The organism is Allobosea sp. R86505 (assembly GCF_042466375.1).
Classification (GTDB): Bacteria; Pseudomonadota; Alphaproteobacteria; order Rhizobiales; family Beijerinckiaceae; genus Allobosea.
In genome coordinates, this window is the sequence record NZ_JAXHPY010000001.1 from 3,898,377 (window position 1) to 3,910,755 (window position 12,379).

A 12,379-nucleotide genomic window follows, 5' to 3' on the forward strand; every position below is an offset into this window, starting at 1 on the left:
TCAGCGGGCGTGTCTGCGCCGCCAGGTTTCCGGCGGCTCGAACCGAAACGCCCAGATGCCGCGGCCGGCAGCCTTCGCCTGCGCCTCCTCGCTGCGATAGCCGCCATAGGCGACCGCATGCCCCTCCCGCACCAGCGTCGCGTTGATGTCGGTCTCGCCCTGCCGGCAGCGGGCGAGACCGCGGCCGTAGCGGTCGATCTTGCCGATCTCGCAGGTGACGAGCCCACGCGCCAGCAGCGCCTCCAGCGCGCGACGCGAGGCCCGCCCGCAATCGACCTCCCGCCCGCCGGCGTCGCTGCATCTCTGGCGCATCTCCGGCGCGTCCAAGCCCTCGAGCCGCAACTCCTCGCCCAGCATGCGCAGGGAATCGCCGTCGATGGCGCGGGCCACGCCGACCAGCGTGCGAGCCGGCCCGAGACGATACTGCAGAACGGCGCCGGCGATCGCCAGGAGCCCGAGGATCCCGAGCGCCACGACGATGTCGACAGGGCGCCCGACGCGCCGCCAACCGAGCGGTCCGTTCCTCCACCGTGTGAATCCGAGGCGCGTCATCAGGAAGAGCTTAACGATTTGCCGACCATGATGGCAGGCCCGTCGCGCAGACCGCGCGCAGGAAGAGGACCCGCATCGCGCCATCATGCCGGAAGTGACAGCCGAACAGGTGCAGCGCGGGCGCGGGCCGGACCCGACGGCCGTCGCACGCCGCAAGCTCGTCACCCGCGAGGTCAAGTCAGTGCGCGAGCGGCTGACTTCCTCGACCGGCCTGGAACGCGCCTTCGACAACGAATTGCTGCGGGTTTTCGCCGAATACCGGATGAACGGCTCGGTCGGAACGCTGATCCTGGCTCTGGCCGTGGCCGCCGCCGCCTGCCTCTGGGTGCCCATCGAGCGGGTCACGCCCTGGGTCGGCACGGTGCTGCTGGCGACGATGGTCATCGTCGTCCTCAGCCGACGCTTCCTGGCGCAACCCGCGGCCGAGGTGCCGATCCGGCCCTGGCGGCGGGGCTTCGCGCTGGCGGAGGGCTTCCACGGCATCAGCTGGGCGATGATGCTGCTCGTCTTCGCGCAGGTCGATGCGCCCGGCGCGAAGGTCTTCGTCACCACGACGCTGCTGATCGTCAGCGCGCTCACCGTGATGCTTGCCGCCTCCATCCCCATGGCGGTCTATGCCGGCATCGTGCCGATCATGATCGGCATCGCCGCCTATTTCTGGGGGCGCACGGACATGGACAGCCTGACGACCGCGGTCATGGCGGCGGCGGCGCAGCTGTTCTTCGTCTTCCTGGCCAACCGCCTCTATGTCAGCTCGGTCTCGACCATCGCCTTCCGCGCCGAGAAGGACGCGCTGATCGCGGAGCTGGAAACGGCCAACGCCAATTCCGACGAGGCGCGACGCAAGGCGGAAGAAGCCAATCTCGCCAAATCGCGCTTCCTGGCGACGATGAGCCACGAGCTGCGCACGCCGCTCAACGCCATCCTGGGCTTTTCCGAGGTGATGAAGAACGAGGTCTTCGGCGCGCATGCCAATGCCGCCTACAAGGAGTATTCGGGCGACATCCACGGCTCCGGCCAGCATCTGCTCGAGCTGATCAACGAAATCCTCGACCTATCGCGCATCGAGGCCGGCAAATACGAGCTGCATGAGGAGGCGCTCTCGCTCGCCGACATCGCCGAGGACTGCCGGCACATGCTCAATCTGCGCGCCAAGGCCAAGAGCCAGACGATCCGCGAGGCCTTCGAGCCCGATCTGCCGAGGGTCTGGGCCGATGAGCGCGCGATCCGCCAGGTCGTTCTCAACATCCTCTCGAACGCGATCAAGTTCACCCCGCCGGGCGGCGAGATCACCATCAAGGTCGGCTGGACCGCCAATGGAGGGCAGTATGTCTCGATCGCCGATACCGGCCCCGGCATTCCCGAGGACGAGATCCCGATCGTGCTGCAGACCTTCGGGCGCGGCTCGCTGGCGATCAAGACGGCCGAACAGGGCTCGGGGCTGGGCCTGCCGATCGTCAAGGGGCTGATCGACCTGCATGGCGGCGGTTTCAGCCTGAAATCCAAGCCGCGCGCCGGCACCGAGGTGACGATCACCCTGCCGCCGGTGCGCGTGATGGACACGCTCGCGGCCCTGCCCGAACCGGAGACGCGCGCCGCGTGACCACCGCCCGAATCGTGCCACAGCTTTCGCCGACATCTTGTCCGCCCTGCCCTGCGCGCTCTGTCTCTCCTCCCTCTCGGATTGCTCGATCATGAACCGGAAAACGCGCGTCGCGGTGCTCTACGGCGGCAAATCGGGCGAGCACGAGGTGTCGCTCAAGTCGGCGGCGTCCGTGCTGCGCTATCTCGACCGCGAGCGCTTCGAGCCGGTGCCGGTGAGCATCGACAAGGACGGCCGCTGGCAGTGCCATGATCTGCGCCGGATCGAGGCCGCCAACACCGAGAGCCTGCCGATTCCCGCCGACTCGCCGGCGATCCGCGTCGAACCTCAGGCGGATGGGCGCACCGCGATCCTGCCGAGCGACGCCGATGCCGCCGCGATCGCGCCGGTGGACGTCGTCTTCCCGGTGATCCATGGCCCGCTCTGCGAGGACGGCTCGCTGCAGGGGCTGCTCGAACTCGCGGGCGCGGCCTATGTCGGCTCGGGCGTGCTCGGCTCGGCGGTTTCCATGCACAAGGACATCGCCAAGCGGCTGGCGGCGCTGGCGGGCCTTCCCGTCGCGCCCTATTTCGCGGTCGCACGCCGCGACTATCGCCGGGACCCTGCCGCCGCCACGGAAGCTGCCCGTGCCGGGCTGACGCTGCCGGTCTTCGTCAAGCCCTGCAATATGGGCTCCAGCGTCGGCGTCCACAAAGTGAAGCGCTGGGAGGATCTCGACGCCGCGCTCGCGGACGCCTTCGAATACGATCTCAAAGTGCTGATCGAGCAGGGCATCGACGCCCGCGAGATCGAGGTCGCGGTGCTCGATGGCGAACCGCCGGTGGCGAGCGTCGCCAGCGAGCTCAATGCCGGCCCGCAACACGAATTCTACTCCTATGAGGCGAAATACATCGACCAGGACGGCGCCAGCGTCGATCTGCCGGCCAAGCTCGACGCGGCGCAGATGACGCGTGTGCGGCAACTGGCGATCGACGCCTTCGTCGCGCTCGACTGCAACGGTCTGGCGCGGGTCGACTTCTTCCTCGACCGCCAGAGCGGAGCCTTCTTCTTCAACGAGATCAACACGCTGCCGGGCTTCACCGCGATCAGCATGTATCCGAAGATGATGGAAGCCTCGGGCATGCCCTACCCCGCCCTGCTGACGCGGCTGGTCGAGCTGGCGCAGGAGCGCCATGCCGAGCGGGCGGGGCTGAAGACGAGCTACGAGGCCTGATCCTTCCCCGCCACGCCCGCCTGCGCGAAGGTCGCCATGCCGTTGTGGATGGCGGCCGCCGCCTTGACGAGGCTGGCGGCGAGAGCGGCGCCCGAGCCTTCGCCCAGCCGCATGTCGAGCGCCAGCAGCGGCGCCTTGCCGAGCGTCGCCAGCACCTGCGCATGGGCGCCCTCGGCCGAGAGATGGCCGGCGATGCAGTGGTCGATCGCGGAGGGCTCGATCGCGTGCAGGATGGCGGCGGCGGCCGTCACCACATAGCCGTCGAGGATCACGGGAATCCGCTGCGAGCGGGCGGCGATGATGGCGCCGCAGATCGCCGCGACCTCGCGCCCGCCCAGCCGGCGCAGCACCTCCAGCGGATGCTTGAGATGGGCGCGGTGCAGCGCGATGCCGGCCTCGACGGCGGCGATCTTGCGCTTCAGGCCGTCATCGTCCAGCCCCGTGCCGCGACCGCACCAGAAGGCGGCGTCGCCGCCATAGAGCGCGGCATAGATCGCCGCCGCCGAGGTGGTGTTGCCGATGCCCATCTCGCCGAGGCAGAGCAGATCGGTGCCGCCGACCAGCGCCTCCATGCCGAAGGCCATGGTGGCGACGCAGGCGCGCTCGTCGAGCGCGTCACCTTGCGTGAAATCACCCGTCGGCAGGTCGAGGGCGAGATCGAAGACCTTGAAGCCGAGATCGAACGCCGCGCAGATCTGGTTGATCGCGGCCCCGCCGGCCGCGAAATTCTCCAGCATCTGGCGCGTCACCGCCTGCGGAAAGGCCGAGACGCCCTGGGCGACGACGCCGTGATTGCCGGCAAAGACGCAGACCAGCGGACGGTCGACAGAAGGCTTGCCCTTGCCCTGCCAGGCGGCGAGCCATTCGGCGATCTCCTCCATGCGGCCGAGGCTGCCGGCGGGCTTGGTGAGGTCCTTGTCGCGGGCGCGCACCATGTTCGCGGCCGCCATATCGGGGCCGGGCATCGCGGCGATCAGCTCGCGGATGTCGTCGAAGGGCAATCCAGAAACGGCCATGGCGGACTCTGTGGCTAAGGACGGGCGGCGGCGCTTCGGCGATGGCCCCGCGGTTGCCGCTGCTGCTATAGGCTGCGGCGGATGAAGACAATCGAGGACAGGGACGCCGCGCCGCCGCAGGACGCGCCCATGCCGCCGGCGGACGCCGAGCCGGCCTGGCCCGGCTGGATCGTCGCGACCGCGATCTGCATCCGCTTCTATTCGCGTCTGCCGGTCCCGGCCCTGCCCGGCGAGGCGGATCCCCATGCCGCGCCCGATTTCCGCACCGTGCCGCGCGCCCTGCCCTTCGCGGCGCTGGTCATCGCCCTTCCGGCCGCGCTCATCCTGGCCGCAGCGGGCGCCGCTGGGCTCGGCGGGCTGCTCTCGGCTGCGCTCGCGGTCGCGACGCTGGCGGTGACGACGGGCGCGTTGCATGAGGACGGACTCGCCGACAGTGCCGACGGGCTCTTCGGCGGGCGCACGCCCGAGCGCCGGCTCGAGATCATGAAAGACAGCCGGCTCGGCAGCTATGGCGCCCTGGCGATGGGACTGGCGCTGCTGCTGCGCGTCTTCGCGCTGGCGCTGATCCTCGACCGGGCCGGGCCTCTTGCAGCGAGCGGCGCGCTCGTGGCGGCGGGCGTGCTGTCGCGCCTGTCGGGCCTGCATCTGCTGGCGGGGATGGCGCCGGCCCGCCCGGCGGGCGCCTCGGCGTCGGTCGGGCGGCCGAGCCTGCCGACGGCCTGGCTGGCTTCCGTCATTGGCCTTCTGCTCGCGGGCGGGCTCGCGCTCACCTGCCGGCTGCCGCTCGCCGGGCTGGGGCTCGGGCTCGCGCTGGTTGCCCTCAACGCGCTTCTCGTCAGGCGCCTCTGCCGCCGGCTGATCGGCGGCCAAACCGGCGACATCGCGGGAGCCACGCAGCAGCTCGACGAGATCGCGCTCTATCTGGGCTTTGCACTGATGCTTGGAGCGGGTCGATGAGCGCCATCGCGACGCCCTGCATCAGAGTTTGCGTCATTAATCCGGTCAACCGGCTCTGCGAAGGCTGCCGCCGGACGCTCGCCGAGATCGCGGGCTGGCAGAGGATGAGTGAGGCGGAGCGCCTGGCCGTGATGGCGACGCTGACGGAGCGAGGGATGCCGAGGCACGACGCCGCTACGACCAGTCGAACGCAAGGGGATGGCGGACCAGAGCGCGATCGGCCGTCAGAAGCCTGAGATCTTCCGCGCCGCACTGCGCCAGCAGCAGGCGATCGAAGGGATCACGCGTCACGGGCTCCGGATCGAGCTGCGACAGGACATGCTGCGCCGTGATCACGATCAACTCGATCCCGAGCAACCGCGCAAGTCCCGGCAGTTCGGACAGCTCAACGGGCAGATCGAGCTTTCCGAGCCGCCGCTTGATCGCGATCTCCCAAAGCGAAGCGATGCTGAGGCTCAGCTCGGCGTCGGGCTGTCGCGCCAGCCATCGCGTCAAGGGACGGAATCCCGTGAGTTGCGGCTCGATCAAGGCAAGAAAGACATGCGTGTCGAGCAGAAGCCTCATCGGCCGGGTGGCAATGGCTGCAGCAGGAAATCTGCCGCCAGCGGCTCGTCGAAATCGTCGGCGATCGAGGTCACGATACGGTCGATCCCGCGCTCCTTCTTGAAGACATCCAGCGCCGCCAGATTCAGCCGGGGCCGCGCGCGATGCGGCACGAGATCGAGGATCGGACGACCATCGCGCGTGACGACGATCGTCTCGCCTGCCTCGACGGCGTTCGCTAGTTCCGCGAGGCGATCCTTCATCTCAGCCAGCGACACGTTCTTCATCCCGCCAGCTTGATCACTGTCCGGGCGGAAGTCCAGACGCCCTCACCGGCTTCCTCTCTGCTCCCGCGACGAGTTCAACGGTTCTGAGACGGTCAGACCACCAGCGACCAGATGAAGCGGGCCGCGACGAGCAGCAGGAACAGGCCGAAGACGACCTCGAGCTTGCGCTTCGAGAGACGGTGCGCGAGGCGCGCGCCGATCGGCGCCGTCCAGATCGAGGTCGGGATGAACAGGATGAAGCCGATCAGCGAGACATAGCCGAGGGACAGCGGCGGCAGCACGTCCATCTTCGGCCAGCCGGCATAGATGAAGCCGAGCGCGCCGGGGATCGAAATCAGCACGCCGAGTCCCGAGGAGGTCGCCACCGCCTGGTGGATCGGGCGGCCATAGAAGGTCATGAACAGGCTGGAGAGCTGGCCACCGCCGATGCCCATCAGTGCCGAGAGCACGCCGATGACGCCGCCATAGATCGTCATCAGCACCCGGCCAGGCATCTCCGTGCCGAGCTGCCAGCGGTCGGAGGCGAAGAGCAGGCGCAGCGCGCTGAAGAACGCAACGATCACGAAGATGATCTTGAACAGGTCGGCGGGCGCGAAGCGAGCGATGTAGCTGCCCACGATGACGCCGAGCACCACGGGGACCGCCCAGATCTTCAGGATCGACATGTCGACCATGCCTTTGGCGCGATGGGCGTTGAAGGAGCGGATCGAGGTCGGGATGATGACGGCCAGCGAGGTGCCGACGCAGAGCGGCATGCGGACATCCTCGGGCACGCCGATGACGCGGAACACCTCGTAGAGGATCGGCACGATCACCGCGCCGCCGCCGACGCCGAAGACGCCCGCGAGCAGGCCGGTGACGGCGCCCGCCGCAACCAGCGAGACGGCGAGGAAGACGAGGTCGCCGACGGGAATTCCAGCAAGCATGACAGCGTTCCGACAGGAGGGGAGGCTGCTGTGGGGGATTTCCGGCGCCGGAGCAAGCACGGCAGGGCGGAGCCGATATGCAGCGGTGATCCGACAGCGGGGCCCAGCCATGCCCTGCGCCCAGCAAGACGGATGCCGCGGAGAGCCTCCGCGCATGCTAGCCTTGCGCGGCAGTCCCCACGCCGGCGCCGCTCGACCCCGGCCGCCCGCCCTGATGATCTGCGGGTCGCCCGCCCGTCGCGGGCGAACCCCTGCAAAGGAGAGCGTCGAGACGAAACCAAGGCCGGCATCAGGCCGGACCACAACCATCATCTGGGAGGATAAAGCGATGACAGACCCTACTGTTCACGACCACGATCCCACCGAGACGCAAGCGGCGACCCTGTCGCGGCGCCGCCTGATCCACGCCGCAGGGCTCGGAGCGCTCGCCGCCGCCACTGGGCCGGCCTTCGCCCAATCCAGCGCGAACCGGCCGTCCCCACCGACCACCATCACCACGCCACCACGCGACTTCAGCCGCCAGGGCGCCCCGACGACCTATTTCTGGGACCCGGACGTGATCGCCGTCGATCCGGCCTTCAATGGGCTGGCCCAGCCCAATGCCGCGATACAGCGGATCTGGACCGGCGGCCTGTGGGTCGAGGGACCGGCCTGGAACGCCCAGGGCCGGTACCTCGTCTGGAGCGACATCCCGCGCAACCGCCAGATGCGCTGGATCGAGGATGACGGCCATGTCAGCGTCTTCCGCGCGCCGTCCGGCAACAGCAACGGCAACAGCTTCGACTCCCAGGGCCGGCAGCTCTCCTGCGAGCATCTGAACCGCCGCGTCGTGCGCTACGAGCTCGACGGCTCGGCGACGGTGCTCGCCGACTCGTTCGACGGCAAGAAGCTGAACTCGCCCAACGATATCGTCGCCCACCCGGACGGCAGCTACTGGTTCACCGATCCGCCCTATGGCGGGCAGCTCTATGAGGGTGCGCCTGACGCTCCCGGCGGGCCGAGCAACGCCAATGGCAAGATCAATCCCCGCCTCGGCCAGCCGCCGGGCATCGGGCTCGCCAAGCGCGAGCTGCCGACCAACACCTACCGCATCGACCCGAGCGGGCGCGTCGAGCTCGTCGTGCCGGAATCGCAGGTGCCGGACCCCAACGGCCTGTGCTTCTCGCCCGATTTCAAGCGGCTCTACATCGCCTCGACCGGCAAGGGACCGGGCGATACCGGGCCGGGCGGCAAGGGCGACATCCATGTCTTCGATGTCGGGGCCGACAACAAGCTCAGCAATGGCCGCGTCTTCTCGGACTGCATGATCGAGGGCGTACATTGCGGGCCCGACGGCTTACGCTGCGATGTCGAGGGCAATCTCTGGGCCTCGTCGAATGCCGGGCGCAATGTCGGCTATAGCGGCGTCACCATCTTCAACCCCGCCGGCAAGCTGATCGGTCGCATCCGCCTGCCGGAGGTCTGCGGCAACATCTGCTTTGGCGGGCCGAAGCGGAACCGGCTGTTCATGGCGGCGAGCCAGTCGATCTACGCGCTCTATCTGGGCACGCAGGGCGCCGGGCCGGGCTGAACGGGCCTTGCGCTGAGCCGTCATTGCGAGCGCAGCGAAGCAATCCAGCCCGTCGGTTTCGGCGGCCCCTGGATTGCTTCGTCACTGCGTTCCTCGCAATGACGGGATCTGGACGTCAGGCGAAGAGCGACTCCAGCTTGGCAAGCGAGCCGGTCCAGCCATGGGTGTGGCCCTTGACCGCCTGCTCGTCGAAGAGCTGCTCGTGCAGCAGGGTCAGGATCGTGCCCGCGCCATCGGGCTTGAAGGTCACGGTGACCTGCGAGACGCGCTCTGGTGTCGTGATCCAGGACCAGGAGAAGACCAGCTTCTCGTTCGCGACGACCTCGTAATAGGTGCCGGAGACCTCATGACGCTCGCCGGTATCCTCCAGCATCACCACGCGAAAACCGCCACCGATACGGGCGTCGACCGAGACCTCCTGCGTCACGACGTTTTCCGGCCCGAACCATTGCATCAGCAGCCTGGGATCGGTCCAGGCCTCAAAGACCTCGGCCGGCGTGGCGTTGAGCCGGCGCTTGATCGTCAGGCTCGGCGTGGTCGCGACGCGCTCGTGCATGGCCGGTCCTCTCTCGGGGCGTTCACTCGGCCTCGGTGGGGGCCTTGCGGCGCGCCTCCAGCATCGCCTCCAGAGCATCGAGGCGCTGCGTCCAGAATCTCTGATAGCGAGCGAGCCAGCCCATCGCCTCCTCCATCGGGTCGGCATTGAGGCGGCAGGAGACGGTACGGCCCGTCTTCGTCCGCGTGATCAGCCCGGCATCCGACAGGACGTCGAGATGCTTCATCACCGCCGGCAGCGACATCGTGAAAGGCCGCGCCAGTTCGCTGACCGAGACCGCCTCTTCGCCTTCGAGACGCGCGAGCATGGCCCTGCGGGTCGGGTCCGACAGTGCGGAGAAGGTCCGATCCAGCTGCGAGGATTCCAACTTAACCATTGCGTTAAGTTACCTTGGGGCGGCCGGGTGCGTCAACAGCGACGGGCGCGTCAATCCGACACGCCCTCGCGCCCGCCGACGGCCATGCAGGTGGCGGTCAGCATGGCGCAGAGCTTCTCGGCTCCGTCCCGGACCGCGAAGACCTCGGCGAGGGCCAGCGTCAGCGTCCGCCCAGCCTTGACCACCCGGCCCCGCGCGATGAGCCTTTCGCCGGCAGCGGGAGCCAAGAGGTTGATCTTGAACTCGGCCGTCAGGACACCCACTCCCGCCGGCATCCGCGTCAGCGCCGCATAGCCGCAGGCGGAGTCGGCGATGGCCGCGACCGCACCGGCATGGACGAAGCCGTGCTGCTGCGAGACCTGCGGCCCGACCGGCAGTTCGATCTCAACCTCGCCCGGCGCCACCCGCAGAAGGCGCGCGCCCAGCGTCGTCATGAAGCCCTGCTTGTCGAAGCTCTCGGCGACGCGGCGGGCGATCTCGGTGTCGGAAGGAGCCTCGGCCATCGTCATGCCTCCTCAGGCGGCGCGGATGGTGTCGTGCCGCGAAACATGGGCGACCGCCGCGCGCAGATCCGCGAGGTCCGCATCGGCGGCGACGCAATGCTCGGCGAGATGACGGCGGAACTGGCGCGCGCCGGGACGACCGGGGAACAGCCCGACGAGATGGCGCGTGAAGGCATGCAGCCGCCCGCCGGCCTCGAGATAACGCGCGAGATGCGGCTCCAGCGCCTCCAGCATGCCGAAGGCGTCCGCCACCGGCGCCTCCTCGCCGAAGAGCAGCGGATCGACCCGCAGCAGGATCTCCGGGTTCTGATAGGCCTCGCGCCCGATCATGACGCCATCGAGATGCGCGAGATGCCGGGCCCATTCCTCCGGGGCGCGGATGCCGCCATTGATCGCGACCGGCAGATCGGGATGGGCCGCCTTCAGCCGGTAGGCGCGGTCGTAATCGAGCGGCGGAATCTCGCGGTTTTCCTTCGGGGAGAGGCCCTGCAGCCAGGCCTTGCGGGCATGGACGATCAGCGCATCGACGCCGGCGGACGTCACCGCCCGCGTCAGCGCGTCGAGCGCGGCTTCCGGGTCCTGGTCGTCGACGCCGATGCGGCATTTCACCGTGACGGGAATCGCGACCGCCGCCTTCATCGCCGCGACGCAGTCGCCGACGAGCGCCGGCTCGCGCATCAGGCAGGCCCCGAAGGCGCCCCCCTGGACGCGGTCCGAAGGGCAGCCGCAATTCAGATTGATCTCGTCATAGCCGAAATCGGCGCCGATCCGGGCCGCCTGCGCCAGAAGCGCGGGATCGTTGCCGCCGAGCTGCAGCGCGACCGGATGTTCGACCGCGTCGAAACCGATCAGCCGCTGGCGGTCACCCCGGATCACGGCCTGCGCGGTCACCATCTCCGTGTAGAGCCGCGCCCGGCGCGACATCAGGCGGTGGATGACGCGGCAGTGCCGGTCGGTCCAGTCCATCATCGGCGCGACGGAAAAGCGCAGCTGCTCGGGCGAAAGGGCGGTCATGGCGGCTGACTAGCCGAAAATGCGACGCGATGCACCTGCGGCGGCCACCCGCAGGATCAGGCCGCGACCAGCCCCGGGCGCATGGGCCACGAGGCCCCGCAAGCCTCACCCCAGCAGGCGCTGGTCGGCGAGATGGACGAGGCGGCCGGCGGCGATCGTTGCCACGATGCGGGGATGGGGTCCCTCCTCGACGAGGACGAGATCGGCGCGCTTGCCCGGCGCGATGACGCCACGGTCGTGGAGGCCGAGCGCGTGGGCCGGCGCGCGCGAGACCAGCGCCCAGGCTTCGGCGAAGGAGGCCGCGCCGCTGCGCGCCAGCAGGAATGGCGCGAGCGCCAGGGCCGGATAGTAGTAGTCCGACGCCAGGATGGTGCAAAGGCCGGCGCGCACCATCTCCTCGGCGCTCGGACAGCCCGTATGCGAACCGCCGCGCACGACATTGGGCGCACCGAAGACGATCGCCTCGCCGTGGGCTGCCGCCTCGCGGGCGGTCGCCTCGTCGATCGGGAATTCGGCGACGGCTACGCCCAGCGAGCGGTACCAGGCGCGCATGGCGGGCGTCATGTCGTCATGGGAGAACATCGGCACACGAGCCGCGCGCGCCGCTGCGGCGAGCCGCGCGATCGAGCCCTCGACCTCGCCCTTGCGGGCATAGACGGTCTCGACCAGCGCCATGAAGGCCTCCGTCGAGAGGCCCGTGCGCTCGACCATCTTGCCGATCTTGTCGGGGCGGTGGCGCGTCTTCAGCGTACCCTCGGTGTGGTCGTTGAAGGCGAGCACGCCGACGCGCCCCTCCGCCAGCCAGTCGATGATCTGCGGCTCGGCCTCGAGGTTGAAGGTCTCGTGGCGCAGATGGAAGCGCGTATCGGCGCCGAGTTCCGGCTGTAGCCGCGCAATCGCCTCGGCCAGGGCGCGGGCATTCTCCGCCCCGCGCAGGCCCGGCTCCCAGGACCAGGTGACGCCGTGAAAGGCGGTGGTGATGCCGCTGGCCAGAAGCGCCCGGTCGGCATCCTTCAGGGCGAGATCGATGTCGAAGGCGACGCGCGGCCGCGGCATGATGTGGCGCTCGAAGGCGTCGCCATGGCAATCGACGAGGCCGGGCAGCACCAGGAGCCCCGTCGCGTCGAGCCTGAGAGCGCCCGCGCGCGGCGCGGTGTCGAAGGCGGCGATCAGGCCGTCAGCCACAGCGAGGTCGCGACGCTCGAGGCCATCGCCCAGGATATCGCCGCCCGTAATCGAAATCGCCACATCCATCTCCCTGCC

15 protein-coding genes are annotated in these 12,379 nt (G+C 69.1%); 5 read left to right on the forward strand and 10 right to left on the reverse strand.

The features are described from left to right. Positions 1–474 carry a thermonuclease family protein gene (locus SJY11_RS18795; RefSeq protein ID WP_376988269.1) on the reverse strand — a complete coding sequence of 158 codons (474 nt, stop codon included), beginning with the start codon at positions 472–474 and terminating at the stop codon, positions 1–3. A 163-nt stretch (positions 475–637) separates the two neighbouring features. Here SJY11_RS18795 and SJY11_RS18800 point away from each other — a divergent pair, with 163 nt between their 5' ends. Both SJY11_RS18800 and SJY11_RS18805 read left to right on the forward strand, forming a co-directional pair. Continuing rightward, on the forward strand, positions 638–2,155 hold the full coding sequence (locus tag SJY11_RS18800; RefSeq protein ID WP_326912663.1) for a sensor histidine kinase: 1,518 nt from the start codon (positions 638–640) through the stop codon (positions 2,153–2,155). Between the two features lie 91 nt (positions 2,156–2,246). Next, on the forward strand, positions 2,247–3,368 hold the full coding sequence (locus SJY11_RS18805) for a D-alanine--D-alanine ligase family protein (RefSeq protein WP_376988270.1): 1,122 nt from the start codon (positions 2,247–2,249) through the stop codon (positions 3,366–3,368). On the opposite strand, the gene cobT is transcribed toward SJY11_RS18805, so the two are convergent. Then, on the reverse strand, positions 3,356–4,384 hold the full coding sequence (gene cobT / locus SJY11_RS18810; protein WP_376988271.1) for a nicotinate-nucleotide--dimethylbenzimidazole phosphoribosyltransferase: 1,029 nt from the start codon (positions 4,382–4,384) through the stop codon (positions 3,356–3,358). The two genes, SJY11_RS18805 and cobT, sit on opposite strands and share 13 nt — an antisense overlap. Before the next feature lie 81 nt (positions 4,385–4,465). On the opposite strand from cobT, the gene SJY11_RS18815 reads away from it, so the two are divergent. Both SJY11_RS18815 and SJY11_RS18820 read left to right on the forward strand, forming a co-directional pair. Continuing rightward, positions 4,466–5,341, forward strand: coding sequence for an adenosylcobinamide-GDP ribazoletransferase (locus SJY11_RS18815; protein WP_376988272.1), 876 nt, complete (start codon positions 4,466–4,468; stop codon positions 5,339–5,341). Beyond that, positions 5,338–5,577 carry a DUF1289 domain-containing protein gene (locus SJY11_RS18820; RefSeq protein ID WP_376988273.1) on the forward strand — a complete coding sequence of 80 codons (240 nt, stop codon included), beginning with the start codon at positions 5,338–5,340 and terminating at the stop codon, positions 5,575–5,577. Before SJY11_RS18815 ends, SJY11_RS18820 begins: the two co-directional genes overlap by 4 nt. Here the strand turns inward: SJY11_RS18820 and SJY11_RS18825 are convergent. The 3 genes from SJY11_RS18825 to SJY11_RS18835 all read right to left on the reverse strand — a co-directional run bounded on the left by SJY11_RS18825 (position 5,516) and on the right by SJY11_RS18835 (position 7,097). After that, positions 5,516–5,905 carry a type II toxin-antitoxin system VapC family toxin gene (locus SJY11_RS18825; protein ID WP_376988274.1) on the reverse strand — a complete coding sequence of 130 codons (390 nt, stop codon included), beginning with the start codon at positions 5,903–5,905 and terminating at the stop codon, positions 5,516–5,518. The genes SJY11_RS18820 and SJY11_RS18825 overlap by 62 nt on opposite strands. After that, complete coding sequence (locus SJY11_RS18830) at positions 5,902–6,171, reverse strand: type II toxin-antitoxin system Phd/YefM family antitoxin (RefSeq protein WP_376988275.1); 270 nt, start codon at positions 6,169–6,171, stop codon at positions 5,902–5,904. The genes SJY11_RS18825 and SJY11_RS18830 overlap by 4 nt, the downstream gene beginning before the upstream one ends. A 92-nt stretch (positions 6,172–6,263) precedes the next feature. Further along, on the reverse strand, positions 6,264–7,097 hold the full coding sequence (locus tag SJY11_RS18835) for a sulfite exporter TauE/SafE family protein (protein ID WP_376988276.1): 834 nt from the start codon (positions 7,095–7,097) through the stop codon (positions 6,264–6,266). 328 nt (positions 7,098–7,425) lie between these two features. Here SJY11_RS18835 and SJY11_RS18840 point away from each other — a divergent pair, with 328 nt between their 5' ends. After that, on the forward strand, positions 7,426–8,667 hold the full coding sequence (locus SJY11_RS18840; protein ID WP_376988277.1) for an SMP-30/gluconolactonase/LRE family protein: 1,242 nt from the start codon (positions 7,426–7,428) through the stop codon (positions 8,665–8,667). Positions 8,668–8,782: 115 nt separating this feature from the next. Here SJY11_RS18840 and SJY11_RS18845 read toward each other — a convergent pair whose 3' ends face one another. From SJY11_RS18845 to SJY11_RS18865, 5 genes are all read right to left on the reverse strand, one after another. Beyond that, a complete protein-coding gene (locus SJY11_RS18845; protein WP_376988278.1) occupies positions 8,783–9,223 on the reverse strand; it encodes an SRPBCC family protein in 441 nt (146 codons plus the stop codon). A gap of 22 nt (positions 9,224–9,245) precedes the next feature. Further along, entirely contained in the window at positions 9,246–9,530 is a 285-nt protein-coding gene (locus tag SJY11_RS18850) for an ArsR/SmtB family transcription factor (protein WP_326912655.1), read from the reverse strand. Between the two features lie 119 nt (positions 9,531–9,649). After that, positions 9,650–10,102, reverse strand: a complete 453-nt coding sequence (locus SJY11_RS18855) for a PaaI family thioesterase (RefSeq protein ID WP_376988279.1) — start codon at positions 10,100–10,102, stop codon at positions 9,650–9,652. 12 nt (positions 10,103–10,114) lie between these two features. After that, positions 10,115–11,116, reverse strand: coding sequence for a tRNA dihydrouridine(20/20a) synthase DusA (dusA, locus tag SJY11_RS18860; RefSeq protein WP_376988280.1), 1,002 nt, complete (start codon positions 11,114–11,116; stop codon positions 10,115–10,117). Between the two features lie 105 nt (positions 11,117–11,221). Beyond that, positions 11,222–12,364: an alpha-D-ribose 1-methylphosphonate 5-triphosphate diphosphatase gene (locus tag SJY11_RS18865; RefSeq protein WP_376988281.1), complete on the reverse strand. Its 1,143-nt coding sequence runs from the start codon at positions 12,362–12,364 to the stop codon at positions 11,222–11,224. Between the last annotated feature and the right edge of the window lie 15 nt (positions 12,365–12,379).